The 25,995-nt window shown below is 66.6% G+C and carries 21 protein-coding genes; 12 read left to right on the top strand and 9 right to left on the bottom strand.

The features are described 5' to 3' along the window. Positions 1–48: 48 nt before the first annotated feature. Entirely contained in the window at positions 49–1,512 is a 1,464-nt protein-coding gene (locus ACQCSU_RS07500; protein WP_426979116.1) for an FAD-dependent oxidoreductase, read from the top strand. A 47-nt stretch (positions 1,513–1,559) separates the two neighbouring features. Next, positions 1,560–2,555, top strand: coding sequence for a DNA topoisomerase IB (locus ACQCSU_RS07495; protein ID WP_426979115.1), 996 nt, complete (start codon positions 1,560–1,562; stop codon positions 2,553–2,555). A 27-nt stretch (positions 2,556–2,582) separates the two neighbouring features. Here ACQCSU_RS07495 and ACQCSU_RS07490 read toward each other — a convergent pair whose 3' ends face one another. From ACQCSU_RS07490 to ACQCSU_RS07475, 4 genes are all read right to left on the bottom strand, one after another. Then, positions 2,583–3,410, bottom strand: coding sequence for a DUF1206 domain-containing protein (locus ACQCSU_RS07490; RefSeq protein ID WP_426979114.1), 828 nt, complete (start codon positions 3,408–3,410; stop codon positions 2,583–2,585). A 349-nt stretch (positions 3,411–3,759) separates the two neighbouring features. Further along, positions 3,760–4,440: a FadR/GntR family transcriptional regulator gene (locus ACQCSU_RS07485; RefSeq protein ID WP_426979113.1), complete on the bottom strand. Its 681-nt coding sequence runs from the start codon at positions 4,438–4,440 to the stop codon at positions 3,760–3,762. Beyond that, the gene (locus ACQCSU_RS07480; protein WP_426979112.1) at positions 4,437–5,693 is read right to left on the bottom strand and encodes an MFS transporter; all 1,257 of its coding nucleotides are present in this window, start codon (positions 5,691–5,693) and stop codon (positions 4,437–4,439) included. Before ACQCSU_RS07480 ends, ACQCSU_RS07485 begins: the two co-directional genes overlap by 4 nt. A gap of 110 nt (positions 5,694–5,803) precedes the next feature. Next, complete coding sequence (locus ACQCSU_RS07475) at positions 5,804–7,246, bottom strand: PucR family transcriptional regulator (RefSeq protein ID WP_426979111.1); 1,443 nt, start codon at positions 7,244–7,246, stop codon at positions 5,804–5,806. Positions 7,247–7,389: 143 nt separating this feature from the next. Here ACQCSU_RS07475 and ACQCSU_RS07470 point away from each other — a divergent pair, with 143 nt between their 5' ends. Next, a complete protein-coding gene (locus ACQCSU_RS07470) occupies positions 7,390–8,820 on the top strand; it encodes a gamma-aminobutyraldehyde dehydrogenase (protein ID WP_426979110.1) in 1,431 nt (476 codons plus the stop codon). Positions 8,821–8,910: 90 nt separating this feature from the next. After that, on the top strand, positions 8,911–10,266 hold the full coding sequence (gene gabT, locus ACQCSU_RS07465; protein ID WP_426979109.1) for a 4-aminobutyrate--2-oxoglutarate transaminase: 1,356 nt from the start codon (positions 8,911–8,913) through the stop codon (positions 10,264–10,266). A gap of 125 nt (positions 10,267–10,391) precedes the next feature. Here the strand turns inward: gabT and ACQCSU_RS07460 are convergent, their stop codons facing one another. Next, positions 10,392–11,186 carry an AMIN-like domain-containing (lipo)protein gene (locus ACQCSU_RS07460; RefSeq protein WP_426979108.1) on the bottom strand — a complete coding sequence of 265 codons (795 nt, stop codon included), beginning with the start codon at positions 11,184–11,186 and terminating at the stop codon, positions 10,392–10,394. A gap of 200 nt (positions 11,187–11,386) precedes the next feature. On the opposite strand from ACQCSU_RS07460, the gene ACQCSU_RS07455 reads away from it, so the two are divergent. Further along, positions 11,387–12,259 (top strand): universal stress protein, encoded by an 873-nt coding sequence (locus tag ACQCSU_RS07455; RefSeq protein WP_426979107.1) that lies wholly within the window; start codon positions 11,387–11,389, stop codon positions 12,257–12,259. Between the two features lie 143 nt (positions 12,260–12,402). Here the strand turns inward: ACQCSU_RS07455 and rarD are convergent, their stop codons facing one another. Continuing rightward, positions 12,403–13,440 (bottom strand): EamA family transporter RarD, encoded by a 1,038-nt coding sequence (rarD, locus tag ACQCSU_RS07450; RefSeq protein ID WP_426979741.1) that lies wholly within the window; start codon positions 13,438–13,440, stop codon positions 12,403–12,405. Between the two features lie 164 nt (positions 13,441–13,604). Here rarD and ACQCSU_RS07445 point away from each other — a divergent pair, with 164 nt between their 5' ends. The 6 genes from ACQCSU_RS07445 (at position 13,605) to ACQCSU_RS07420 (ending at position 21,586) form a co-directional block, all read left to right on the top strand. Then, complete coding sequence (locus tag ACQCSU_RS07445; protein WP_426979106.1) at positions 13,605–15,041, top strand: FAD-dependent oxidoreductase; 1,437 nt, start codon at positions 13,605–13,607, stop codon at positions 15,039–15,041. A 186-nt stretch (positions 15,042–15,227) separates the two neighbouring features. Beyond that, a complete protein-coding gene (locus ACQCSU_RS07440) occupies positions 15,228–16,616 on the top strand; it encodes a GAF domain-containing protein (RefSeq protein ID WP_426979105.1) in 1,389 nt (462 codons plus the stop codon). Between the two features lie 124 nt (positions 16,617–16,740). Beyond that, positions 16,741–18,264, top strand: a complete 1,524-nt coding sequence (gene exaC / locus ACQCSU_RS07435) for an acetaldehyde dehydrogenase ExaC (RefSeq protein WP_426979104.1) — start codon at positions 16,741–16,743, stop codon at positions 18,262–18,264. 164 nt (positions 18,265–18,428) lie between these two features. Further along, positions 18,429–19,439 carry an alcohol dehydrogenase AdhP gene (gene adhP / locus ACQCSU_RS07430; RefSeq protein ID WP_426979740.1) on the top strand — a complete coding sequence of 337 codons (1,011 nt, stop codon included), beginning with the start codon at positions 18,429–18,431 and terminating at the stop codon, positions 19,437–19,439. Positions 19,440–19,455: 16 nt separating this feature from the next. Then, positions 19,456–19,863 carry a DUF779 domain-containing protein gene (locus ACQCSU_RS07425; protein WP_426979103.1) on the top strand — a complete coding sequence of 136 codons (408 nt, stop codon included), beginning with the start codon at positions 19,456–19,458 and terminating at the stop codon, positions 19,861–19,863. Positions 19,864–20,014: 151 nt separating this feature from the next. Further along, positions 20,015–21,586, top strand: a complete 1,572-nt coding sequence (locus tag ACQCSU_RS07420; protein WP_426979102.1) for an APC family permease — start codon at positions 20,015–20,017, stop codon at positions 21,584–21,586. Positions 21,587–21,757: 171 nt separating this feature from the next. Here the strand turns inward: ACQCSU_RS07420 and ACQCSU_RS07415 are convergent, their stop codons facing one another. The 3 genes from ACQCSU_RS07415 to ACQCSU_RS07405 form a co-directional block, all read right to left on the bottom strand. Then, on the bottom strand, positions 21,758–22,393 hold the full coding sequence (locus ACQCSU_RS07415; protein WP_426979101.1) for a DUF2461 domain-containing protein: 636 nt from the start codon (positions 22,391–22,393) through the stop codon (positions 21,758–21,760). A gap of 126 nt (positions 22,394–22,519) precedes the next feature. After that, a complete protein-coding gene (locus tag ACQCSU_RS07410; protein WP_426979100.1) occupies positions 22,520–24,052 on the bottom strand; it encodes a catalase in 1,533 nt (510 codons plus the stop codon). 24 nt (positions 24,053–24,076) lie between these two features. Beyond that, positions 24,077–24,544 carry a Fur family transcriptional regulator gene (locus tag ACQCSU_RS07405; RefSeq protein ID WP_426979099.1) on the bottom strand — a complete coding sequence of 156 codons (468 nt, stop codon included), beginning with the start codon at positions 24,542–24,544 and terminating at the stop codon, positions 24,077–24,079. Between the two features lie 139 nt (positions 24,545–24,683). On the opposite strand from ACQCSU_RS07405, the gene ACQCSU_RS07400 reads away from it, so the two are divergent. Further along, a complete protein-coding gene (locus tag ACQCSU_RS07400) occupies positions 24,684–25,955 on the top strand; it encodes an MFS transporter (RefSeq protein ID WP_426979097.1) in 1,272 nt (423 codons plus the stop codon). The last annotated feature ends 40 nt before the right edge of the window (positions 25,956–25,995 follow it).

The raw sequence follows: 25,995 nt of genomic DNA, 5'->3' as shown, positions 1-25,995 counted from the left end.
CAACAAATGCGAGCCAGTTGGGACGGAACGAACAAAAGGAACACAGCCGTGTCAATCAGCACCCCCGTAGGAACCGCCGCCCGCCCGCTGCGCGTCGCCGTCGTCGGTTCCGGCCCCGCCGGAGTCTACGCCGCGGACATCCTCACCAAGAGCGAGGCCGTCAGGAGCGGCGAGCTCACCGTGAGCATCGACCTCTTCGACCGCTACCCGGCGCCCTACGGCCTGATCCGCTACGGCGTGGCCCCGGACCACCCGCGCATCAAGGGCATCGTCAACGCGCTGCACAAAGTCCTGGACCGGGGAGATATCAGATTCTTCGGCAACGTCGACTACGGAACGGACCTCTCGATGGAGGACCTTCGCACCCACTACGACGCCGTCATCTTCGCCACCGGCGCCATCAAGGACGCGGACCTGAACATCCCGGGCATCGAACTCGAGAGCTCCTACGGCGGCGCCGACTTCGTCTCCTGGTACGACGGCCACCCGGACGTATCCCGCGAATGGCCGCTGGACGCCAAGGAAGTCGCCGTGATCGGCAACGGCAACGTGGCCCTGGACGTGGCCCGCATGCTCTCCAAGCACGCAGACGACCTCCTGGTCTCCGAGATCCCCGACAACGTCTACGCCGGGCTGAAGTCCTCCCCGGTCACCGACGTGCATGTGTTCGGCCGCCGCGGGCCGGCCCAGGTGAAGTTCACCCCGCTGGAACTGCGCGAACTGTCCCACTCCAAGGACGTCGACATCATCCTCTACGCCGAGGACTTCGAGTTCGACGCCGAATCGGACCGCCAGATCCAGAGCAACAACCAGACCAAGACCATGGTGGGCACCCTGACCAACTGGATCGCCGAACAGCCCGAGGACCTCTCCGAGCTCACCGCCTCCCGTCGCCTGCACCTGCACTTCCTGCACAGCCCCGTTGAGGTGTACGACGACGCCGAGGCCCCCGGCCGCGTCGCCGGCATCAAGTTCGAGCGCACCGAACTGGACGGCACGGGCAACGCCTGCGGCACCGGCGAGTTTGTTGATTACCCGGTCCAAGCCGTCTACCGCGCAATCGGCTACTTCGGCTCCTCGCTGCCCGAGATCGAGTTCGACCACAGCAACGGAGTTGTCCCGAACGACGGCGGGCGGGTCCTGGACGGCTCCGGCTCCCACGTGCCGGGCATCTACGCCACCGGCTGGATCAAGCGCGGACCGGTGGGCCTGATCGGCCACACCAAGGGCGACGCCCTGGAAACCGTGACGTACCTGCTGGAAGACCGGGAAAACCTGCCGCTGGCCGCGGCGCCCGCTCCGGAAGCCGTCGTCGAACTCCTCGCGAACCGCGGCGTGCAGTACACCAGCTGGGAAGGCTGGCTGGCTCTGGACGAGCACGAGCGGGCCCTGGGCGAGAAGGCCACTTCGGCCGGCGATTCGCACGGTGTCCCCGTGCAGCGCGAGCGGATCAAGGTCGTCCCGCGCGAGGACATGGTGGAGATCTCACGCGGCGCCGCCGTCGAGGTCTAAACGCCGCGCTTGCCCATTCACCGCCGGTGGTCAGTAGGCTTATCGTCATGAGGCTCCGTCACAGCAACGCGTCCGGCCGCGGCTACCGCAGGGTCTCCGCCGGGACCGGGTTCAGCTACAAGGACCTGGGCGGGTCGACGCTGCCTCCGGGTCCGGTGCGGGACCGGCTGGAGAGCATCGGGATCCCGCCGGCTTGGACGGACGTCTGGATTGCCCCGTACGACAACGGGCACATCCAGGCCACGGGAGTCGACGCGGTGGGCCGGCGGCAGTACATCTACCATCCGAGCTGGCGCGAACGGAAGGACCGGCTGAAGTTCGACCGTTCGCTCCAGCTGGCCGAGCCGGCCGCCCGCCGCCTGGTGACCATGGACCTGCGCTCCGAAGGGCTGAGCCGCGAGCGGGTACTGGCGGCCGCCTTTCGGATGCTCGACAGCGGATCGCTGCGGGTCGGCTCGGAGCGTTACACCAACGAAAACGGCAGCCGCGGCCTCGCCACCATGCTCTGCGCCCACGTCAAGGTCCGCAAGGACGAGCTCAGGCTCAGTTTTCCGGCCAAGAGCGGCAAGACCTGGGAGTCACGGATCGACGACGCCGACCTCGCCGCCGTCGTGAGGCTCCTCAAGCGGCGCGGCGGGAACGCCCGGTTGCTGGCCTACAAGGACGGCCGCAGCTGGCACCCGGTGTCGAGCGCGGACATCAACGAGTATGTCAAGGAGCGCACCGGGGAGGACTTCACCGCGAAGGACTTCCGCACCCTGCGGGGGACGGCGGCGGCAGCCGTCAGCCTGGCGCAGAGCGGCCCGCAGGCGAAAGTCTCGGCCCGGAAAAGTGCGCTGAGCCGCGCCATGCAGGACGCGGCCGCGGTCCTGGGCAACACGCCGTCGATCGCCCGGAAAAGCTATGTGGACCCGCGGTTGCTGGACCACTTCGCGGCGGGGGAGACGATTGACCCGAAACGGCTGGATTCCGCGGAGTCCGAGATCCGCGCCCTGCTGTACCAGGAAGGCGATGTGGTTCCGCTGCGGAAGGCCGTGAGCTAGCCCGAAGCTACGCAGGATGAGACGCCGCTACATCCGGCCGAAACGAGCCCGGATCAGCGCGAATGCCCCGTAGGCAATAAACCCCGCCCCGATCGCCAGGAGCAGGTACGGGCCGAAGGGGTGCCCCAACAGCGCCTTCAGGCTGCCGTCCAGCCCCGTGGACGAGCCGGGATTGTTGGTCGCCGCCGCGATGACGAACAACAGCCCCGTCAGGATCAGCGCCACGCCCTTGGCAATGTGGCCGGCCACGCCGAGGGCACTGACCAGGTGTCCGCGGTGCGTCCCTTCGAAGTGGTGCAGCTCATCCTTGAACTTCTTTCCGACACCCTTGACGATGAAGTACACCCCGATCCCGATGATGGTCAGCCCGAGGCCGATCAGGAGCGGAACCCCGAACGGGCTCTGCACCAGCGCGGTGCTGAAATCCCGGGTCGAGTCACCCGAATCGCCGCGGTTGCCGAGCGCAAAGCCGGCGAAACTCAGCCCGACGCTGCCGTACGCGATGCTGAGGAAGCCGGAGGAAAGGAGCTTGCCCAGCCGTTCGCCCCGCGGGAGATGGCGGGCCCGCAGGGTCGCTTCGCTCAGCTGCCAGAGCGAGAGCCCGGCGCAGGCTATGCACGCCGCCCACATCACGGCTGGACCCCAGGCGTTGGCCGCGAGCTGTTCGATGGCGCCGGTCGGTTCGGCCTGGCCCGGGGCGCCCAGGACCAGGGCGACGGCGATGGCCCCGATCACGATATGAAGCAGCGCCATCACAGCAAAACCCGAACGCGCGACGACGTCGAGCACGGTGCTGTTGGACGCCGCCTCGGCGGCGTCGGCAGCTTCTCCGATGGCAGTTTCGTGATCTGACATTCAGCTCGCCGTCCCGCCGGTCAATATTCCCCCAGTCAGCCGTGCAGACAATGAGGCCGCCGGTTGGGTGCTCTGCTCGGCGCCAAGCACGGCGAAATGCAGCGCCCCAGGAACGCCTTCAAGGGTCTCGCGCGCTGATCGTTGGAGCAACACAAAGGCCTCCGGACGGAACGTCGGTTCCGGCCCGGAGGCCTTTGTCGTGCCGGGCCCCTGCTGCTGGGCGCAGGAGCCGGCCGTCTGATTCGGCGTTGACGAGGCCGATAATATTGCCGTCCGCCAGCAGGTCTGGGTCGGGGGCGTACCGCTGGGACTGAGCATCATCCGGCGACCTTGGAGAAACCCTAGGCAGCTACTCCCGGAGCCAGTCCGCGCAGGAATTCAGGTTCCGGGTGACGCTTTCGACGGCGGCCGCCTCGTTCCGGACTGCGATCGCCTCCACCAGTTCGCCGTGGCCTTCATGCGGCAGGCCGTTGAAGCCTCCCCGGCGCTGCTGCCGGAGGAGATCATTGTGGAATACGACGCCGAAGCTGACGTACAGCTCATGCAGCAGGGGATTCGCCGAGGCCTGTGCCACCAGCACGTGGAAGTCCCATTCGGCACGGGCCCAGGCGGGGTAGTCCTCGGCCAGCCAGGCAACGCGGCGAGCGGCGAGCAGCTCGCGCATGGCGGTGACGGCGTCGGCCGTCGCATGGCGGGCGGCGAGCCGGGCCGCTTGGGTGTCCAGGCCCACCCGGACCTCGAGGATGTGCACTTGGGAGTGGTCCAGATACAGGCGCTGCGTGGCACCGGCAATCTCGCTGGTGGCCCGAACGTAGGTGCCGTCCCCGCGGCGGACCTCAAGCATTCCGCTGTGGGCCAGCGCCTTGATGGCCTCGCGCAGGGTGCCGCGGGAGACGCCGAAGGCAGCCGTCAGTTCCGGTTCCGCCGGGATGCGCTGCTGCAGCGGCCACTCGCCCGAGTGGATCAGCGCCCGCAGCTTGGCGGTGATTTCGTCCACCAGCGGGGGCCGGTGCGAAGCGGTGAGGGTCATCGCGGAGTCCTTTCGGCGGACTGCGGAGTTTTGGGCCGGTCCGTGAGGAGCTGGCCGACGGCGATCTGGCCGAGGGCCACAGCCAGCAGCAGGATCAACGGCAGTGTCCAGGAGCCGGTGGCGCTGTGCAGCAGGCCCATGCCGAAGGGCCCGAGGGTGGCCAGCAGATACCCGGCGGACTGGGCCACGGTGGACAGTGCCGTGGTCTCCTCGGTGGTGCGGCCGCTGCGGCTGATCATCACCATGACCAGCGGGAAGATGCCGAGCCCGAAGCCGAGCAGTACCGCCGTCAGGGGCGCCCAGTCGACCGGCAGGACCAGCATCGCCAGGACGCCGAGCGCCATCGTCACGGTGGCCAGATGGAACGCGCCCCGCAGCCTGCGCGGGCGGGATCCGATTGCCACCAGCACCATGCCGGCGGGGACGGAGACGAGCTGCATCAGCCCGAACATGAGCCCGCTCGCGGAAGCGGTCATCCCCATTGTCACGAGCATGTACGGGAACCAGCTCATGATGGCGTAGGCCAGGAGTGCCTGGACCGTGAAGCCGAGGGTGATCAGTGCTCCGGTCCGGGTGCGCAGCAGGGGCCAGGGGGAAACCCGGGCGGCCTTGACGGCGGACGCATTCCGGTGGGCATGCACTGCAATCGGGAGGAAGCCGAGGCAGGCGAACAGGGCCATGAAGCCGATGGATCCTACGCCCGCGGAGGGCGATCCGAGCGCCTGCGCCACGGGGACGATCAGTACGGCTGTGACCGTGGCGCCCGTGGTCATGGTCACGGTGTAAAGGGCGGTCATGAGGGACGTGCGGTCCGCGAAGTGCACCCTGATGAAGGACGGCATCGCCACGTTGCACACGGCCAGCCCCGACATGCCCACCACAGTGCCGGCGAGCAGCATTCCGGTGGACGGGATGCCCCGCAGTACCAGTCCTGCGGCCAGCATCACGAGGGAGAGCAGGATGGCCTTTTCGAGTCCGAGTTGCCGGGTCAGCCAGGACGTGGCGGCGCCGGCCACCGCGAAACACAGCGTAGGGATCGACGGGATGATGGCACCGATCAGCGGTCCGTAGCCCAGCACTGCCTGCAGGTCGTGAAGCAGGGCAGCCGCCCCGGTGATGCCGGCCCGCAGGTTGAGCCCGATCAGCACGATCGCGACGACGCCGGCCACCGCCACGCCGCGCTGCCGCCCGCGGACCGTGCCGGGGGAGGGTGCTGTCTCGGGGTGGGCGGACTCCGCCGTGTTGCTAGCCATACCTAAAGGTTAGACGTTTGATGTTTGAGATCCGGATTTAAGTGGCAAATATCTCGGCCAGGGACAGCCGTTGCACCGGTGTCCACGGCCAATCGGGATGGGGATGTTTGTCAGTGCGGGTGGCGTGCGCTCAGCCGCTGCACGGCGAGCGCCAGCCACAACTGCACACGGTCCGCCGTCTGGGCAGGGTCATAGCCGGTGAGCTCGGTGATCTGGGCCAGCCGGTAACGGACGGTGTTCCGGTGCAGCGTGAGGTCCTCGGCGACGGCGGCTACCGAGCCGTTGTTGTTGAGGTAACTTTCCAGTGTGGTCATGAGCTCGGCCCCGTGCGTGGCGTCGAAGCTGCGAAGCGGATTCAGCGACTCGTTCGCCATATCCGCCAGCGGAACATCCTCGCTGGCCAGCAGCAGCGAGGTCAGGCTGAGCCGCTCGGGTTCGTTGACGGGCAGGCCGTGGCTGGCGGCGTCGCGGGCCTCGAAATAGCTCCAGCGCAGCCCGTTGGGTTTTGTGTACGACCCGCCGATCCCGATCGTGGCATGCAGGCCGGCTTCGGCCAGATGATCGCTGAGGCTGCGGGCCAGCCCGCTGGCGCCGCTGCCGTCGTCGGGGATCACCGCGATCAGGTCCTTCCCGACGACGGCGCTCACCGCCTTGTCCAGCGGCTGCGGCAGTGAGGAGCTTCCGAGCTGTTTGTGGTGCGCCGCCGACTCGGCGAGCAGCACCACATTCTTGCGGGTGCTGTTGATGCCTATACCGGCGAGCCGGCGGGTGGCTTCGCTGGAATCCAGGGTTCCGTGGATCACGTCCTCGAGGACCTGCCCGGCGAGGGCGCGCTGCGACTGGCGCTGTTTGACCATGTTGTTGAGCTCGACGCTGATCAGGTTCTGGGCGTAGCCCACAATGCCGGAGTCCTCGAAGGGCTGTTTGATCCAGAGGGTGCACGCATCGCGGCGGCCGGTCGGGATGGGGTAGGAGGCCCAGCCGTCGGTGCTGGGGGCGGGATTGCCCGCCACACTGTTGTAGAGCTGGGCGGTGAACTGGGTCAGCACAATCTCGGTCCGCAGCATGGAACCGAGGTGCTTCAGCAGTTCGGCGAGGCCGCCGCCGGTGAGGAGGGCCCGGGCGAGGATCTGGTGCCCGGCGATGAGCCGCTCGAGCTTGGAGTAGTGGTCCGCGGACTGGGCGTCGGCCACGAGCTTGCCGATGGCGATGAAGGGCGTCTCGTAGGGGACCTCGACGACGGGCAGGCCCCAGCGGTTGGCCTCGGCGATCAGGGCCGGCGGCACGTCGTCGTGCGTCAGGCCGATTCCGAAGCCGATCCCCACGGCGCCCGCCCGCTGGACCTGACGGACGAAGCGGCGCTGGTCCGGGGCGCTCCGGAGCCGCATGCCGGTGGTGAGGACGAGTTCGCCGCCGTTGAGGAATCGCTGCGGGTCCTCCTGTTCCGTGACGGCGACCCAGAGGATGTCCTGGTGCGAGGTGGTTTCCGCGAGGCCCGCCTTGGTCAGTTTGAGGGACGGAACCCCCAGCAGGGCAGCAAGTGAAATGGCCATGGATTCAGGATAGCCGGGAGCTGGTCAAGCGCACTAAAGTATCGCGGCAACGGTGTGCAGGTGACTATTCCCAGCCCCGCAGGCCTGGCATAGGCTCGGAGCAGTCTAATTAGGGCCCTTCAGCGCGAAAGAGGTTGTACACCGTGGTTCAAACCTTGCAGAACTTCATCAACGGCGAATTTGTCACGCCCGCCGGCACCGGCATGCTGGACATCGTCAATCCCACGAACGGTGACGTGGTGGCGAAGTCACCCGTCTCGGTGCAGGCCGACGTCGACGCCGCCATGACCGCCGCGAGGGATGCCTTCAAGAGCTGGAAGCACACGACGCCGGGGCAGCGCCAGCTCATGTTGCTCAAGCTGGCCGACGCCGTGGAGGCGCACAGCGACGAGCTCGTGGAGGCCCAGCACCGCAACACCGGGCAGGTCCGCTCCCTGATCGCCTCCGAGGAGGTTGCCGCCGGCGCGGACCAGCTGCGCTTCTTTGCCGGAGCCGCACGCATCATGGAAGGCAAGTCCGCCGGGGAGTACTTCGAGGGCCACACCTCCTACGTCCGGCGCGAGCCGATCGGCGTGGTGGCCCAGGTGGCGCCGTGGAACTACCCGTTCCTGATGGCCGTCTGGAAGATCGGCCCCGCCCTGGCGGCCGGCAACACCGTGGTGCTCAAGCCCTCGGACACCACCCCCGAGTCCACCCTGGTTCTGGCCCGCCTCGCCGGCGGGATCTTCCCGGCCGGTGTGCTCAACGTCGTCCTCGGCACCGGCGAGACCGGCGCCATGATGGTGGACCACAAGGTCCCCGGACTCGTCTCCATCACCGGCTCCGTCCGCGCCGGCATCGCCGTCGCCTCCGGTGCCGCCAAGGGTCTCAAGCGCGCGCACCTGGAGCTCGGCGGCAAAGCCCCTGCCATCGTCTTCAAGGACGCGGACATCAAGAAGAGCGCCGCGGCCATCGCCGAATTCGCCTTCTTCAACGCCGGCCAGGACTGCACCGCAATCACCCGCGTGCTGGTCCAGGACGAAGTGCACGACGACGTCGTGGCAGCCATGGTGGAACACACCAAGACCCTGCACACCGGCTCGCAGAACGACGAGGACAACTACTTCGGCCCGCTGAACAACGTCAACCACTTCAACGCCGTGACCTCGGTGATCGAGCACCTGCCGGCAAACTGCAAGATCGAGACCGGCGGCCACCGCGCCGGTGACAAGGGCTTCTTCTTCGAGCCCACCATCGTCACCGGGGCCAAGCAGAGTGACGACATCGTCCAGAAGGAAACCTTCGGACCCGTCATCACCGTGCAGAAGTTCAGCACGGAGGAAGAGGCCATCGAGCTGGCCAACGACGTCGAGTACGCCCTGGCCTCGAGCGTCTGGACCACCGACCACGGGACGGCCATGCGCGTCAGCCGCGACCTGGATTTCGGTGCCGTCTGGATTAACACCCACATCCTGCTCACCGCCGAAATGCCGCACGGAGGCTTCAAGCAGTCCGGCTACGGCAAGGACCTGTCCATGTACGGCGTCGAGGACTACACCCGCATCAAGCACGTCATGAGTGCGCTGGACGCCTAACGCAGTCGCATGACCCAATCGCATGACCCAGATGCCTAACCCCGATGCATAACTTAGGCGCCTAACCCGCACGCTTAGAAAGGCTTTCCCATGACCACCACCGCACATGACATCACCTACCGTCTTGAGCAGAAACGCCGCGTCCAGGCAGATTTCCCGGGCCCCAAGTCCCTCGCCCTGACCGAGCGCCGCAAGGCCGTCGTGGCCGCCGGCGTCGCATCCAGCGTTCCCGTGTTCGTCGCCGACGCCGACGGCGGAATCATCCACGACGTCGACGGCAACTCCTTCATCGACCTCGGCTCCGGCATCGCCGTGACGAGCGTCGGCGCCTCGGATCCGGCCGTCGTCGGCGCCGTCAAGGAGGCCGTGGAGCACTTCACCCACACCTGCTTCATGGTCACGCCGTACGAAGGCTATGTCGCGGTCGCCGAGCAGCTGAACCGCCTCACCCCGGGCGACCACGAGAAGCGAACTGTGCTCTTCAACTCCGGTGCCGAGGCCGTGGAAAACGCCGTCAAGGTGGCCCGCCTGGCCACCGGCCGGGACGCCGTCGTCGCGTTCGACCACGCCTACCACGGCCGCACCAACCTGACCATGGCGCTGACCGCCAAGGCCATGCCGTACAAGACCAACTTCGGCCCGTTCGCCCCCGAGGTCTACCGCATGCCGATGAGCTACCCGTTCCGCGAGGAAAACCCGGAGATCACCGGCGCCGAGGCCGCCAAGCGCGCCATCACCATGATCGAGAAGCAGATCGGCGGCGAGCAGGTGGCCGCGATCATCATCGAACCCATCCAGGGCGAGGGCGGCTTCATTGTCCCCGCCGAGGGCTTCCTGCCGGCACTCGCGGCCTGGGCCAAGGACAAGGGCATCGTCTTCATCGCCGATGAGGTCCAGTCCGGCTTCTGCCGAACCGGTGAATGGTTCGCCGTGAACCACGAGGGCGTGGTCCCGGACATCATCACCATGGCCAAGGGCATCGCCGGCGGCATGCCGCTGTCCGCCATCACCGGCCGCGCCGACCTCCTCGACGCCGTCCACCCGGGCGGCCTCGGCGGCACGTACGGCGGCAACCCGGTGGCGTGCGCCGCGGCACTGGCCTCGATCGGCTCGATGGAGCAGTACGACCTCAACGGCCGCGCCCGGCGCATCGAGGAGATCGCCCTCGGCAAGCTGCGCGAGCTCGCCGTCGAGCAGTCCGTGATCGGGGACGTCCGCGGCCGCGGCGCCATGCTCGCGATCGAACTGGTCCAGGCCGGCTCGAAGGAACCGAACCCGGAGCTGACCAAGGCCGTCGCCGCCGCCTGCCTCAAGGAGGGTGTCATCATCCTCACCTGCGGCACCTACGGCAACGTCATCCGCCTGCTGCCCCCGCTGGTCATCAGTGACGAACTGCTGCTGGACGGACTCGACGTCCTGGCCGCGGCCATCAAGGCCAACGCCTGACAGGCCGGAAATAGCAGCCGAGCCGCGGACCAGCTTTGGGTCCGCGGCTCTTCTGCTATCTCGCGGTGTTATTCCCGCGGTGTTATTTACACTCTGTTATCACCACTGTGTTATTTCCGTTGCTTCTATTTCCACTGCGTGGAGTCCAGCTGGATTGCCACGACATACAGGTGCTGCCCTTGTTCGATCTTTTCGACCTCGTATACGCGCACCTTGGTTTCCGTAACGGTTCCCATCGGACGGCCCACACCGATTCCGTAGCTGAGCACGCCTTCGAAGTCGCCGGCCGGGGCGTAGCTGGTGAGGGCCTTGTAGCCGATGTTGGGCGCCGGAGCGCTTTTGACAGTGCTCGCCGTGCCGTCCGCCGTGTGCGCCTGGGCGCCGCGGAACACGACCCGGAGGATCGCGCCGGTGCCCGGCAGCGGGACGGGCAGTCCGCTGCCGTCGGCGAGCAGTTCGGGAACAAACACAACGTCGTAGCTGGGGAAACCGCCGCTAAACCGGAAGCTGAGCTGGTCGAAGGGCGGAGTCTCCGCCGGATGCTGGCCTGCCCCGATCGCGGCGAGCGTGGGCAGCGGGGCCGCTGGCGGCGGAGAAATCGGCACCGGGTTCTCATGCGTGGCCTTGAAGGGCCGTCCCGGGCCTGGCCAGGACCAGTCGAGGGCGATCTTGGAGGAAATCACCTTATCGCCGGTCTGCGGCGGCCCGGTTTCGTCGGTGTCGCCCGGCACGCTGGCGGTCGCGGACGGTGCCGCGGCAGACGGTGCGGCGGCAGACGATGCCGAGGCGGAGCCCGTGGCCTGGCTGCTTCCGCCGGGTGGTGGTGTGGACGGGGTACAGGCTGTGAGAGTCAGCAGCAGTGCCAGCAACCCCAATCCGACGTTCCTTGCTGCGGTTTTCTGCGCTCTGATCGCACCCACGGCGGGCTCCCCTCGACCATCCCAGCCTAGGCGTGGAAGATTCCCCTGCTCAGGGCCAAAAGTCACGAATTATCACGGGCTATTCCGCGCCGCTGGGCTAGAGTCGTTCCTACCACTGCAGGAACGCAGAGACCGGCCGACGTCGCCCGGAATCCCCGGAGCAAAGCTGGCTTCTGCCCAGACCCATAAGGGGTTCATACATGCGATACGTAGTCGGCTATACACCCAACGAACGCGGGGCCGACGCCGTCGCCCTGGCCTCGGCCATGGCCCGTGCCCTGGGGGCGGACCTTGATCTGGTTCATGTGGTGGACCGGCGTGCCCCCTCCCTCGCCCCGAGTCTGGAGAGAAGCCGCGTCGACGCCGCTGAACAGAAAGTGCTCAGCGTGGAGCGCGAAGGACTGTCCCTGGTACCGGAGGGGCTGGAGGCCCGGTTCCACGACCTTCCGGCGGAGTCGTTCGCGGCGGGCCTGATTGATGCGGCAGTGGAGTACAAGGCAGGCCTGATCGTGGTGGGCGCGGCGAGCAACGGCCTGTTCAAGCGCTACAGCGTGGGAAGTGTGGCCAACGCCCTGCTCCATGCCTCGCCTGTGCCGGTGGCACTGGCGCCGCGCGGCTACCGGCGCACTGAGCCCATCACGCGGCTGACCCTCGCGGTGGGCCAGCGCACCGGCGCGGAGGCTGCCATCGGCGCCGCGATCAAATCCGCAGAACGCCGCGGCGTCCCGCTGCGGCTTGTCTCTCTTGTGGAGCTCGACGCCGAAGGAGACAGCGGCGAGAACATCAACGCTGCCCATATCCACGCCAACACCGTCCTCACCGATGCCTCCCACCGGCTCCCCGCCGGGCACACTGTGAACGTTGAAGTTGCGCACGGCAGGACCATCGAGGAAGCGATCGACGACCTTGAGTGGGACGACGGCGAGATCATGATCGTGGGCTCGTCCCGGCTGGCGGAAAAGCACAAGCTCTTCATCGGCAGCACCGCCAACAAGGTGCTGCGCGCCCTGCCGGTTCCGATGGTGGTGGTCCCGCGGGACTACGAAGGGGTCGATGCCAGCCCGGAGCTCTGACCAACCACCCCTGCGCGAACCCCAACTGCGCGAACGGACACTTCAGGCCCGGTTTTAAGCCAAAACGGGGTGCGAAATGTACGTTCGCCCGGGGGTGTGCGGGGTTGCCGGGGGTATACGGAGTTGCCGCGGTGTGCTGGGGCTCAGGCGGCCCGAGCCCGGGCCAGCTTCCGGATGACGGAATTCTTCCGTGCGGTCCGCAGCATGTCCACGGTGAGCACCAGCAGCGCAAGCCAGACGACGCCGAAACCGATCCAGCGGTCCGTGGTCATGGTTTCCTGGAAAACGGCCAGCGCCACGATGAACTGCAGGACCGGGGCAAAGTACTGGAGCAGGCCGATCGTGGTCATGGGCAGCCGGCGGGCGGAGGCGCCGAAGAACAGCAGCGGCACTGCGGTAATGATGCCCGACGCCGCGAGCAGCCAGAAGTGACCGGCGCCATGGGTGCCGAGCGTCGCGGTTCCGCTGACACCGAGGAAGATCATGGTGGCGGCGGCGAGCGGAGCCAGCACGATGGTCTCGACCGTGAGGCTGGTGATCGCATCCGCACGCGGTCCCACCCGCTTCTTGACGAAGCCGTAGAGGCCGAAGCTCAGCGCCAGGGTCAAGGCAATCCACGGCAGCTTCCCGTAGGAGACCGTCAGGACGCCGACGGCTATGAAGCCGATCACGACGGCGGCCCACTGCAGCCGGCGCAGCTTCTCCTTCAGGACGAAGACGCCCAGCAGCACGGAGACCAGCGGATTGATGAAGTAGCCCAGCGAGGCTTCCACGGCCTGGCCGGTGGTCACGCCGTAAGTGTAGGTCAGCCAGTTCACCGCGATCAGCCCGGCCGCGATGGAGAGCGGGCCGATCACCGTGCGATTCCGGAAAGCGGCTCCGAGTACCCGCCAGGACCGGGTGATCGTGATCAGCAGGGTGCAGAACAGCAGCGACCACACCACACGGTTGGCCACGATCTCGACAGCGCCGGCCGGTGCCAGCACGAAGAAATACAGCGGGAGCAGCCCCCACAGCCCGTAAGCGCCGATCCCGAACAGGACGCCCGCCGTCGTGTCCTTGTCCACGGCCTTGAGCGCCGCCGGTTGCTGCGGCGACGGGCTTCCCGAGGGTGCTGGCGCACCCGGGGCGGTCAGCGTGGCTGGGGAGGAGGATCCGTCGGGTTTAGGCACAAGATCAATAACACCACCTGCCGTGCCCCTATTCCTGCCTTTTATTCCCGCGGAGGGCGCGGATCCCTGCGATCTCAGTCACGGAGGGCCCCACGGGTTCCTGCGGACATTTAGAATAGGGGATTGTGCGCTGCATCAACCGGCGCTGCCGCTAAGACTCAGAAGGGCTCCCGTTGTCCAACCCGGCCGAAACCACGTCCAAACGTCCGCTCCGCGTTGCGATTGTCGGCGCGGGACCGGCCGGCGTCTACGCCGCGGACATCCTGACGAAGTCCAATGAAGTCAAGGACGGCGATTTCGAGGTCAGCATCGACCTCTTCGAGGCGTACCCGGCGCCGTACGGGCTGATCCGCTACGGCGTGGCCCCGGACCATCCCCGGATCAAGGGCATCGTCAACGCCCTGCACAAGGTCCTGGACCGCGGGGACATCCGCTTCCTCGGCAACGTCACCTACGGCCGTGACCTGACCCTGCACGACTTCCGCGCCTTCTACGACGCCGTGATCTTCTCCACCGGGGCCATCAAGGACGCGGAGCTCGATATCCCCGGCGTCGAGCTCGAGGGCTCCTTCGGCGGGGCTGACTTCGTTTCCTGGTACGACGGACACCCGGATGTGTCCCGCGAGTGGTCGCTGGACGCCAAGGAAATCGCGGTGATCGGCAACGGCAACGTGGCCCTGGACGTGGCCCGCATGCTGGTCAAGCACGCGGACGAACTGCTCGTCACCGAGATCCCGGACAACGTGTACCAGGCCCTCAAGAATTCCCCGGTCACCGACGTGCATGTGTTCGGCCGCCGCGGGCCGGCCCAGGTGAAGTTCACCCCGCTGGAACTGCGCGAACTCAGCCACGCCAGGGATGTGGACATCGTCCTGTACCCGGAGGACTTCGAGTTCGACGAAACCTCCGACGAGGCCATCCGCAGCAACAACCAGATCCGCACCATGGTCAACACGCTGACGAACTGGCTCGTCGAGGAGCACGCCGAGGCCGAGGAGCCGTCCTCCCGCCGGCTGCACCTGCATTTCCTGCACAGTCCGGTCGAGATCTACGACGACGCCGCCAACCCCGGCAAGGTGGCCGGCATCAAGTTCGAGCGGATGCAGCTGGACGGCACCGGCAGCGTCAAGGGCACGGGCGAATTCCTCGACTACCCGGTCCAGGCCGTCTACCGGGCGATCGGCTACCACGGCTCGCCGCTGGACGAACTGGAATACGACGCGCGCCGCGGCGTCATCCCCAACGAGGGCGGGCGCGTGCTCGACGCCGAGGGCAATCCGGTCCCCGGGATCTACGCCACCGGCTGGATTAAGCGCGGACCCGTGGGCCTGATTGGCCACACCAAGGGCGACGCGCTCGAGACCATCGGCTTCCTGCTCGAGGACCGGCTGACCCTGCCGCCGGCGCAGAACCCGGACCCGCAGGCCATCATCGATCTCCTCGAGGAGCGGGGCATCGAGTATACGACGTGGGAAGGCTGGATCAAGCTCGACGCCCACGAACTGGCGCTGGGCGAGGAGTGGTCCAGTTCGGAGGACGCCAGCGGCATCGTGCGGGAACGCGTCAAGGTGGTGCCCCGCGAGGACATGGTCGAGATCTCCCGCAGTTAGTCCCGCTGCACGCCGGTGCCGGTGTCCTCGATGCCAGGTGTGACGAGGGGGCTGCAGGCCAGGCACCCCGGGCATCCTTGTCGTCGGGCTCCGGCTCCGGCTCTGGCGGGCAGCGGACACGCCCACTAGACTGGGCCGGACGCGGCTGCTTCAAGCACGCCGTCGCGCCCGTCAGGTGGGAGTTCAATGAGGAAAGTGGTCCATCCGGCAGCTCGGATCCATCCAGTAGGTGGAGTCACCGCGGAGCTGCGCCAGCAGTATGCCAGCGCCGGCCATGAGCAGCTGGACTCCAGGGGGCTCGTGTTCCCGGAAGACCTGCAGCTCCCCGGACTGAGCAGCCTGATCCAGGACTCGTGGCGGCGCTCGGCGCAGTTGCACGCCAACCCGGACAATCCTGAGGCCCCGCTGGCCATGGACCGCGACGAACTCGAAGAGTACCGGCGGCAGCATCCGCTGGCTGCCATCATGCCGGTGATCCACAAGCTCCTGGTCCTGCCGAGCCACGACAGCGGGATGCTGGTGGCCGTGGGCGACGAGGTGGGCCGGCTGCTCTGGGTCGAAGGCGACGCCGCCATGCGGCGCCGGGCCGAGGGCATGATGTTCGTCCCGGGTGCCGACTGGTCCGAGGCCACGGTGGGCACCAGCGCGCCGGGGACCGCTCTGGCCCTCGGCCGCGGCATCCAGATCTCCGGCGCCGAACACTACAAGCGCTCGGTGCACCCGTGGAGCTGTACGGCCGTGCCGTTCCATGATCCCGATTCCGGTGCCCTGTTGGGCGTCGTCGACATCACCGGGACCGAGTCCGCCGTCGCGCCGCACACCCTGTCCCTCGTCGAGGCGACCGTTGCCGCGGCGCAGGCTCATCTGCGGGTGGAACGCCTCCAGGCGGCCGCAGCCCGGCAGTCCTCGCCGTCCCGACGGCGGAGCCCGGCGTCCGCCTCGTCGAAGGACGGCCCGGAGAAGGGAGCCGGAAGCCTGTACCGCAACAGCCTCCAGCTCCTCGGCCGGGACCAGGCCCTGCTCAGCATCGATGGCCGCACCGTGGCCCTGTCCGGGCGGCACAGCGAAATCCTGGCACTGCTCAGCACCCACCCCGAAGGGCTCAACGCTGAGGAACTCTGCACCCTGTTGTACCCCGGAGAGGCCTCCACCATGACGCTGCGGGCCGAGATGGTGCGCCTGCGCAAGGTCCTCCAGCAGCTCAACCCGGACGCGGTTCCGGAATCCCGGCCCTACCGGTTGCCGATGGATCTGGTGCCGGACTCCGGACAGGTCCTCAACTGCCTGCAGCGCGGCGCCCACCGGATCGCGCTGGAGATCTACCGCGGTGCCGTGCTGCCGCGCTCGGAAGCGCCGGGCATTGCCGAACTGCGGAACCGGGTGTCCTCCCTGCTGCGGGAGGCTGTGCTGACCGACGGCAGCGCCGAATCGCTGCTGAAATACGCCGGGCTGCCGGAGGCGAGGGACGACGTCGAGGTCCGCAGCGCGGCGCTGAGGCTGCTGCCGCCACGCTCACCCAAGCGGGCCGCCGTCGTCGCCGATCTGGAACGGTTGGACAGCGAACTCAGCGCCTGAGGGTGCTGCGTGACCCGGATCACTTCGGTTGCAACCTGACTGCAACCTCCCGGCTCCTACGCTGGGTGCAACGGCGACGGCCACTACCAGGCCGCCACCATCTTGCACAGCAAAGGAGCTAGCAATGACTGTTTACGCCCAGCCCGGTACCGAGGGCTCGAAGGTCACCTTCAAGGACCGCTACGAGAACTGGATCGGCGGAGAGTGGGTTGCCCCGGTCAAGGGCCAGTACTTCGAAAACATCACCCCCGTGACCGGAAAGGCGTTCTGCGAGGTTGCCCGCGGCACCGCCGAGGACATCGGGCTGGCGCTGGACGCCGCCCACAAGATCGCACCGTCCTGGGGCAAGACCTCCGTCGCCGAGCGCGCCGCGATCCTGAACAAGATCGCCGACCGGATCGACGAGAACACCGAGATGCTCGCCGTCGCCGAGTCCTGGGACAACGGCAAGCCGATCCGCGAGACCCTCAACGCCGACATCCCCCTCGCCGCGGACCACTTCCGCTACTTCGCGTCCGCCGTCCGCGCCCAGGAAGGCCGGTTGTCACAGCTCGACGACGACACAACCGCTTACCACTACCACGAGCCGCTCGGCGTCGTAGGGCAGATCATCCCTTGGAACTTTCCGATCCTGATGGCCGTCTGGAAGCTCGCGCCGGCCCTCGCCGCCGGCAACGCCGTCGTCCTGAAGCCGGCCGAGCAGACGCCGTCCTCGATCCTGGTGCTGATGGAACTCATCGGCGACCTGCTGCCAGCCGGCGTCCTCAACGTCGTCAACGGCTTCGGCGTCGAGGCGGGCAAGCCGCTTGCCTCCAGCCCCCGCATCCGCAAGATCGCCTTCACCGGTGAAACCTCCACGGGCCGCCTGATCAGCCAGTACGCCAGCCAGAACCTGATCCCGGTCACCCTGGAGCTCGGCGGCAAGAGCCCGAACATCTTCTTCAACGACGTCGCGGACACCAATGACGCGTTCTACGACAAGGCCCAGGAGGGCTTCACGCTCTTTGCCTTCAACCAGGGTGAAGTCTGCACCTGCCCGTCCCGCGCCTTGGTCCAGGAGGGCATCTACGATTCCTTCATGGCCGATGCCGTGGCCCGGGTGGAGAAGATCATCCAGGGCAACCCGCTGGACACGGAGACGCAGCTCGGCGCCCAGGCGTCCAACGACCAGCTGGAAAAGATCCTCTCCTACATCGACATCGGAAAGCAGGAGGGCGCCAAGGTACTCACCGGCGGCTCCCGTGCCGAAATGACCGGAGACCTCGCCGGCGGGTACTACGTCCAGCCGACCATCTTCGAGGGCCACAACAAGATGCGGATCTTCCAGGAGGAGATCTTCGGCCCGGTGGTCTCCGTGACCCGCTTCAGCGACTACAACGACGCCATGGGCATCGCCAACGACACCCTCTACGGGCTGGGTGCCGGCGTCTGGTCCCGCAACGGCAACGTCGCCTACCGGGCGGGCCGCGAGATCCAGGCCGGCCGGGTGTGGGTCAACAACTACCACGCCTACCCCGCAGGGGCTGCGTTCGGCGGCTACAAGTCCTCCGGCATCGGACGCGAAAACCATTCCATGATGCTGGACCACTACCAGCAGACCAAGAACCTCCTGGTCAGCTACAACGAGAACAAGCTCGGCTTCTTCTAAGCCGCACCAATCAGGGCGGGGCGGATCAAGGAGTGGTCCGTCCCGCCCGTACCATTTGCACACCAGCGCGGGCGGACGCCGGCTCACTGCATACGCCCTATCGCCACACTCAAGCTAGATGACGCAAGGATTTCGCCATGACGACGACAATGACGACGACGACAATGCAAGCCGCAGTAGTAACCGAATTCGGCAAGGACCTGCAGATCCAGACCCTCCCCATTCCAGTGCCGGGACGCGGCGAGGCACTCGTGAAGGTACTGACCACCGGCGTCTGCCACACAGACCTCCACGCCGCGGAAGGCGACTGGCCGGTGAAGCCGACCCCGCCTTTTATCCCCGGCCACGAAGGAGTCGGCGAGGTCGTAGCCCTCGGTGAGGGTGTCACGGACCTGGCCCTCGGAGACCTCGTAGGTAATGCGTGGCTCTGGTCCGCCTGCGGCGATTGCCAGTACTGCCGCACCGGTTGGGAAACCCTTTGCGAAGCGCAGCAGAACGCCGGCTACAGCGTTGACGGCTCCTTTGGCGAGTACATGCTGGTGGACACGCGCTTCGCGGCCAGGATCCCGGCTGGCTCGGACCCCGTGGAGGTGGCCCCGGTGCTCTGCGCCGGGGTGACCGTCTACAAGGGACTCAAAATGACCGAGGCCCGGCCCGGCCAGTGGGTCACCATCTCGGGCATCGGCGGACTCGGCCACATCGCCGTCCAGTACGCGGTTGCCATGGGCCTCCGAGTTGCTGCGGTGGATATTGCAGATGACAAGCTCGCCCTGGCCAAGAAGCATGGTGCGGAGCTGACCGTCAATGCCCTGCACGCGGATCCCGCCGAAGTCATCCAGCGCGAAACCGGAGGTTGCCATGGAGTCCTGGTCACAGCTGTGCACCCGTCAGCATTCGGCCAGGCGATCGGGATGGCCCGCCGCGGCGGAACGATTGTGTTCAACGGCCTGCCGCCGGGTGACTTCCCGGCGCCGATCTTTGAGATTGTGCTCAAGGGCCTGACAGTCCGCGGTTCCATTGTGGGAACCCGGCAGGACCTGCAGGAAGCCCTGGAATTCTATGCCCAGGGCAAGATCCATCCCACGGTCTCCACGCGGGAACTCCCCGAAGTGAATGCTGTTCTTGACGAAATGAAGCACGCCAAGATCGACGGCCGCGTGGTTATCAAGTACTGATCAAGAAAGGGCACTGATGCCAGAGACAAAGCTCGACGCCGCCGTGACCCGCCCCGGTGAGGACTTCTCCCGGGTGGCGCTCACCCCGGAGGCGGTGGAACTTCTGCTCAAAATGTGGATCCAGCACGGACCGCTGATGTTCCATCAGTCCGGCGGCTGCTGCGACGGTTCCTCGCCGATGTGTTATCCGGCAGGGGAGTTCATTACCGGGGACTCGGACGTACTGCTGGGTCTGTTCGACATTTCGGATGGGCTTCGGCCCCAGCCGGTGGAGTTCTGGATGTCCAAGGAGCAGTTCAACTACTGGAGCCACACGCACCTGACCGTGGACGTGGTCCCGGGCCGGGGGAGCGGTTTCTCGGTGGAGTCGCCCGAAGGTAAGCGGTTCCTGATCCGGTCCACTTTGATGGATTGGCCGGTCTAAACCGGAGGACGGATCCGAAAGGGGTCTGTGCAGGGAGACCTGCACAGACCCCTTTCGTCTCAGTATGTGGGACAAAAATGGCCGTCCAGTGGATGGACACTAATCTGGATAGGTCTGTTTCCAACAAGCTACCGAAATTGTGGACTTTCCAATGAACTTATTCCGGACCAAATCCATCGAGCAGTCGATGTCTGACGCCGATGAACCCGGACGCAAGCTGAAGCGTTCGCTCAGCTCCTGGGACCTGATGATCATGGGTGTCGCCGTTGCCGTCGGCGCCGGTATCTTCTCGGTCGGGGCCAAGGCTGCCGCGAATTTCTCTGGACCGGCGGTGACCATTTCCTTCGCCATCGCCGCTGTCACCTGCGCGCTCGCGATCATGTGCTACGCCGAGTTCGCCACCGCCATCCCGGTGGCGGGCTCCGCGTATGTGTTCACCTACGCCACCATGGGCGAGTTGCTCGCCTGGATCATCGGCTGGAACCTGATCCTTGAACTGTTCACCGCCGCCGCCGTGATCGCCAAGTACTGGGGCATCTACCTGAGCAAGGTGTTCGCTCTGATGGGCGTCGACATTCCGCCGTCCATCTCCCTCGGCGGGGTGGACCTCTACTGGGGCGCCTTCCTGATCGTCGCGGTGTTCACCGTGCTGCTGGTCCTCGGGACCAAGCTGTCGGCCCGCGTTGGCAACGTCTTCACATTGATCAAGATCGCCGTCGTGCTCTTCGTCATTGTTGTGGGCTTCAGCTACGTGAAGTTCGAGAACTACGCCCCGTTCGTGCCCGCCTCGGAACCGACTGGCGGTACCGGAACGGCAGACGTCCTCAAGCAGTCCTTCTTCGGCTTCCTCACCGGAGCCGCTCCCGAACAGTACGGAACGATGGGCATCTTCGCCGGCGCCGCCCTGGTCTTCTTCGCCTTTATCGGCTTCGACGTCGTCGCCACCTCGGCCGAAGAGGTCAAGAACCCGCAGAAGACGCTGCCCCGCGGCATCTTCGGCGGCCTCGCCGTCGTGACCGTGCTCTACATCCTGGTCTCCCTGGCCCTGACCGGCATGGTGTCCTATACCAAGCTGGCTGAAGCCGAGAACCCGACCCTGACCACGGCCTTCGAGGCCGTCGGTAACACCGACGCGGCCAAGGTCATCGCCTTTGGGTCGCTCGTGGGCCTGACCACGGTGATCATGGTGCTCCTGATGGGCCTCTCCCGCGTTGTCCTGGCCATGAGCCGAGACGGCCTGCTGCCGCGTTCCTTGTCCAGGACCAGCACCATCCGCGCGACGCCTGTCCGCCTCCAGATCATCTGCGGCGCCGCGGTGGCGGTGGTAGCAGGGCTGACAAACGTGGACCTGCTCGAAGAAATGATTAACATCGGCACGCTGTCCGCGTTCGTCACCGTCAGCCTGGGCATCCTGGTGCTGCGGAAGAAGCGCCCGGACCTGAAGCCGGCATTCCGCGTGCCGTTCGGCAAGGTGCTCCCGATTGTCTCCGCAGTGCTCTGCCTCTACCTCATGACGAACCTCGCGGTGGAGACCTGGATCTTCTTCGCCGTCTGGCTCGTGATCGGTGTCATCATCTACTTCTCCTACGGCCAGCGGCACTCCCGGCTGAACGAGAAGTTCGCCGAGGCCAAGGCATCGGTCAACCGCCCGTCCGAGAGGGCTGCCGGCGCGGATGCCGAGAAGGCAGCCGACGACGACGAAGACGCGCTCAGCCGCTCCTGATCGGGGAGTAGCCGGTCCCGGCAAAGCGAAGTCGCCGGAGACGTGCGAATTCGCCAGGGAACTTTCCGGCGAATTAGCACGGCTCCGGCGATTTCGGCGTTTGGCCGTGCGGGACATTGACCTCAGCACGTCTGAGACCCCCAGCACGTCTGACGCCAATAGCGGCTCGCGTCAGGGCGCGGCGTAACGGCCGATCCACTCCACCAGGGGCCGTAGCTCCTCCCAGCGCCGGGCCACTTCGTGGGCTGCATCTGGTGTGGAGAGCCAGCCGGGTTGGCCCACGTTTACGCCCGCCGTGAGTGACTTGTGCTTAAGCAGCTCTGCCCTTGGATGGTCTTTGTCGAAACCCCTCGGGACAGTTTTGAGGCTCTCGCCCTCTACCGCGAAGCCGGCCGACTCAACCCCCTGCACAATCCCCTGCAGGACTCCGCCGCTGGCCTCGGCATCGACGGCGTTGCGAAAGCGTGCCAGCTGCGCCGGCGTGTGGGTGTGGCAGCCTCCTCCGATGAGAAGGCCGTCAGCGCTGAGCTGGATGTAGAAGCCCACGCCCTCCGCAGTCGACGCGAATCCCCCCTGCGCGGTCTTGTAGGGCGATTTGTCCAGGGAAAACCGGATGTCCCGGTTTGGCCGGAAGAGCTTCGCCTCACCGAAGGCCGGCTCCAGCTCCGCGAGCAGCACGGTCAGCGGCCCTTTCACTGCGGCGTCGTAAATTGCCTTGTGGGTCAGCCACCAGTCGCGGTTGTTGTTGTGTTCGAGATCGGCATAGAACCGGAAGGCGGCATCCGGGATGCCTTCGAATGGGGTCATGCATGAATCCTAGGGACTCGCCCGGCGTCATGGCGAGGGGGCCCGCGTATGTGGAAAGAACAACACACCCCGCCGCGGATATCCGCGACGGGGTGTGTTGTTTGTCCAGCAGACGTAACCGGGAGTTTAGCCGATCTTGTTGGCTGCCTCGGCGTCCGAGGTGACAACGCCTGCCCCTACCGCACCCAGGTTGGCGCGCAGCTTGGCGCCGAACTCGGCATCGACGTTCGTCCAGTACTGGATGGCGCGTTCCTTGATGTCTGCGTTCTTGACGCCGCTGACGGCGCCCGTGACGGTCTCGAGCAGGCGGGCCTTCTCGCCGTCGTTGAACACCTCGCGGTACAGCGTGCCAGCCTGGCCGAAGTCGCCGTCCTCAGCGTGCAGGGAGTGCGCGGAGAGCGTCAGCGCGCCGTCGTTCTCCCAGCCGCCAGCCGCATTCTGCGGCTCCACGGCAGCCGGGCCGCCGAGGGAGTTCGGGGTGTAGACCGGAACCGAGGGGGCGTTGAAGTGGTAACGCCCCGCGCCGTCCTGGCTGTAGTTGTTGACCTGGCTCTTCGGCAGGTTCACCGGGAGCTGGGCGTGGTTGGTGCCGACGCGGTAGCGGTGGGCGTCCGCGTAGGAGAAGATGCGGGCCTGCAGCATCTTGTCCGGCGAAGCCGCGATGCCCGGCACGAAGTTCGACGGCGCGAAGGTGGCCTGTTCGATCTGCGCGAAGTAGTTCTCCGGGTTCTTGTTCAGCTCCATGGTGCCCACCTTGATCAGCGGGTAGTCCGAGTGCGGCCACACCTTCGTGAGGTCGAACGGGTTGAAGCGGTACGTCTTGGCATCCTCGTACGGCATGACCTGAACGTGCAGGTCCCAGGACGGGAAGTTGCCGTCGGCGATGTTCTCCTGCAGGTCGCGGATGTAGAAGTCCCCGTCCGCGCCGGCCAGAGCCTCGGCCTCGTCGCCCGTCATGGACTTGACGCCCTGGTTGGACTTGAAGTGGTACTTGACCCAGAAACGCTCGCCCGCGGCGTTGATCCACTGGTAGGTGTGCGAGCCGTAGCCCTGCATTTCGCGCCAGGAGGCGGGCAGGCCGCGGTCACCCATGAGCCAGGTGACCTGGTGCGCGGACTCGGGGGAGAGGGTCCAGAAGTCCCACTGCATGTCGGCGTCACGCAGGTGCGTGCCCGGGAGGCGCTTCTGCGAGTGGATGAAGTCGGGGAACTTGATGCCGTCGCGGATGAAGAACACCGGGGTGTTGTTGCCGACGAGGTCGTAGTTGCCCTCGGTGGTGTAGAACTTCACGGCGAAACCGCGGGGGTCGCGCCAGGTGTCCGGGGAGCCTGCTTCGCCGGCGACGGAGGAGAAGCGGATGAGCATGTCCGTCTCGACGCCCGGCTGGAAGAGGGCAGCCTTGGTGTACTTCGAGACGTCTTCGGTGGTCGTGAAGGTACCGAACGCGCCACCGCCCTTGGCGTGCACGACGCGCTCCGGCACACGCTCGCGGTTGAACTGGGCGAGCTTCTCGATCAGGTAGTGGTCGGTCAGGATGATGGCGCCGTCGGCGCCGGTCGTCTGGGAATGGGCATCGGACGCGACCGGTGCGCCCGACTGCGTCGTCGACCGGGCTGGGGCGGATACGGGTGAGACGGGCGCAGAAATGTTCGCAGTCATCTTTCTCCTTCTGGTTGGGTTTTCTTAGGTTCGATCGGAGGGAAGTTTTTGGGTGCGCTGGCAGTCCTGGCAGATGCCCTGGTACATCACGTCAGCGATCTGGATGGTCATCGGCTTGGCGCCCTCGTCCCAGTGCGGGGTGAGGCACGGCGCATGGCCCACGGCGCAGTCCACGTCCTCGACGCGGCCGCAGCCGATGCAGACGGCGTGGTGGTGGTTGTCCCCCACACGTGTCTCATACAGGGCGGGGGAGTGCGGGGGCTCGAAGCGGCGCAGCATCTGCAGATCCGTCAGGTCACCCAGGACCACGTAGACGGACTGGGCCGTCAACTCGGGCAGTTCCTGGCGGGCGGCGGCAAGGATGCTCTCCGCGCGGGAGTGCGGATGGTGTTCGACGGCGGCGAGTACGGCCAGGCGCTGCTTGGTCACCCGGCGGCCATGGGCACGCAGGGCGGCAGCCCATGCATCGTGAGTGCCCGCTGAATCCGTCATACCCCCATTCAAGCACTTATTATGATTGGTTCACAATAAGGCATGGCTTACGACAGCTCTTGTGACGCCTCTGATGACGCGCGGGGCGGCACAAAGCCGGCGCCACGGCGCAGCGCTCCCGCACTATTAGAGTGACCGGGTGGGGAAATTTCTGGCGGACATGACGCCCTTGCGCGAAAGTCCGGCCTTCCGCCGCCTGTGGCTGGGCTCAGCCGTTTCGGCCCTGGGCAGCCAGCTGACCCTGGTGGCCGTCAGCCTGGAGGTCTACCGCCTCACGCAGGACAGCCTCTATGTGGGCCTGCTGAGCATTTTTGCGCTGGTCCCGCTGGTGTTGGGCGGCCTGCTCGGAGGCTCGATCGCGGACGCGCATGACCGCCGCAAGGTTGCACTGCTGGCGTCCTCGGTGCTCTGGCTGACCACCGTCTGCCTGGCGCTCCAGGCCTGGCTGCAGCTGGGGAACGTCTGGCTGCTCTACGTCCTGGTTGCCGTGCAGAGCGGCGCGCAGGCCATCAACCAGCCGGCCCGGAGCGCCATCATCCCGGTACTGGTCCGCAAAGAACTGCTGCCCGCCGCGAACGCCCTGAGCATGATGAGCTTCGGGCTGACCATGACGGCCGGGCCGCTGCTGGCCGGTGTGCTGGTGGCCTGGATCGGCTTCGCCTGGACGTACTCGATTGACGTCGTCAGCTTCGCCTTCGCATTCTGGGCGCTGCTCAAGCTGCCGCCCATGCCGCCGGGGGAGCACGCCCGTCCGGCGGGACTGCGGTCCGTCGTCGAGGGCTTCCGCTTCCTGGGCACACGGCCGAACCTGCGGATGACCTTCATGATCGACCTCGTGGCCATGATCTTCGCCCAGCCCCTGGCGTTGCTGCCCGCCATCGGAGCCCTGATGATCGGCGGCGGCGAAGCCACGGTGGGCATCCTGCTGGCCTCGACCGCCGTCGGCGCGTTCCTGTCCGGGCTGTTCTCCGGGCCGCTGGGAGCGGTGCGCCGGCAGGGGGCCGCCGTCGTATGGTCCGTAATGGGCTGGGGCGCGTCGATTGCCGGCTTCGGCCTCGTGGTGGTGCTCGCCGGCCGCTCCGGTGACGACGGCGTGACGGTGTGGCTGCTGCCCGCGGCGCTGTGCTGCGCACTGGCCGGCATCGCCGACTCGATCAGCGCTGTCTTCCGCACTACCATCCTTCAGGCGTCCACCCCGGACCACCTGCGCGGACGGCTGCAAGGCGTGTTCGTCGTCGTCGTGGCCGGTGGCCCCCGGGTGGGGGACATGCTCGCAGGCGGCGGGACTAAACTCTTGACTGAAGGCTGGGTCCTGCTGCTGGGCGGTATTCTGTGCATCGCGGTGGCATGGACGGTGGCGCACTTGCAGTCGGGCTTCCTGAAGTACGACGCACGGAACCCCGTCCCGTAGCAGTTCGTTTTCCTGTAGAGGTAGTTCCCGGAACGCCACA

The organism is Pseudarthrobacter sp. O4 (genome assembly GCF_050157025.1).
Lineage (GTDB): Bacteria > Actinomycetota > Actinomycetes > Actinomycetales > Micrococcaceae > Arthrobacter.
Note: the sequence above shows the minus strand (reverse complement) of the source record. Positions and strands in the feature narration are given on the sequence as shown.

Bases quoted from the DNA above. Each gene is read 5' to 3' on its own strand.
- ACQCSU_RS07480 (WP_426979112.1), bottom strand. From the start codon at position 5,693: ATGGCTAGCAACACGGCGGAGTCCGCCCACCCCGAGACAGCACCCTCC.
- ACQCSU_RS07440 (WP_426979105.1), top strand. From the start codon at position 15,228: ATGAGGAAAGTGGTCCATCCGGCAGCTCGGATCCATCCAGTAGGTGGA.
- ACQCSU_RS07455 (WP_426979107.1), top strand. From the start codon at position 11,387: ATGCGATACGTAGTCGGCTATACACCCAACGAACGCGGGGCCGACGCC.
- ACQCSU_RS07475 (WP_426979111.1), bottom strand. From the start codon at position 7,246: ATGGCCATTTCACTTGCTGCCCTGCTGGGGGTTCCGTCCCTCAAACTG.
- ACQCSU_RS07485 (WP_426979113.1), bottom strand. From the start codon at position 4,440: ATGACCCTCACCGCTTCGCACCGGCCCCCGCTGGTGGACGAAATCACC.
- ACQCSU_RS07425 (WP_426979103.1), top strand. From the start codon at position 19,456: ATGCCAGAGACAAAGCTCGACGCCGCCGTGACCCGCCCCGGTGAGGAC.
- ACQCSU_RS07490 (WP_426979114.1), bottom strand. From the start codon at position 3,410: ATGTCAGATCACGAAACTGCCATCGGAGAAGCTGCCGACGCCGCCGAG.
- ACQCSU_RS07415 (WP_426979101.1), bottom strand. From the start codon at position 22,393: ATGACCCCATTCGAAGGCATCCCGGATGCCGCCTTCCGGTTCTATGCC.
- ACQCSU_RS07495 (WP_426979115.1), top strand. From the start codon at position 1,560: ATGAGGCTCCGTCACAGCAACGCGTCCGGCCGCGGCTACCGCAGGGTC.
- ACQCSU_RS07420 (WP_426979102.1), top strand. From the start codon at position 20,015: ATGAACTTATTCCGGACCAAATCCATCGAGCAGTCGATGTCTGACGCC.
- adhP (WP_426979740.1), top strand. From the start codon at position 18,429: ATGCAAGCCGCAGTAGTAACCGAATTCGGCAAGGACCTGCAGATCCAG.
- ACQCSU_RS07405 (WP_426979099.1), bottom strand. From the start codon at position 24,544: ATGACGGATTCAGCGGGCACTCACGATGCATGGGCTGCCGCCCTGCGT.
- exaC (WP_426979104.1), top strand. From the start codon at position 16,741: ATGACTGTTTACGCCCAGCCCGGTACCGAGGGCTCGAAGGTCACCTTC.
- gabT (WP_426979109.1), top strand. From the start codon at position 8,911: ATGACCACCACCGCACATGACATCACCTACCGTCTTGAGCAGAAACGC.
- ACQCSU_RS07410 (WP_426979100.1), bottom strand. From the start codon at position 24,052: ATGACTGCGAACATTTCTGCGCCCGTCTCACCCGTATCCGCCCCAGCC.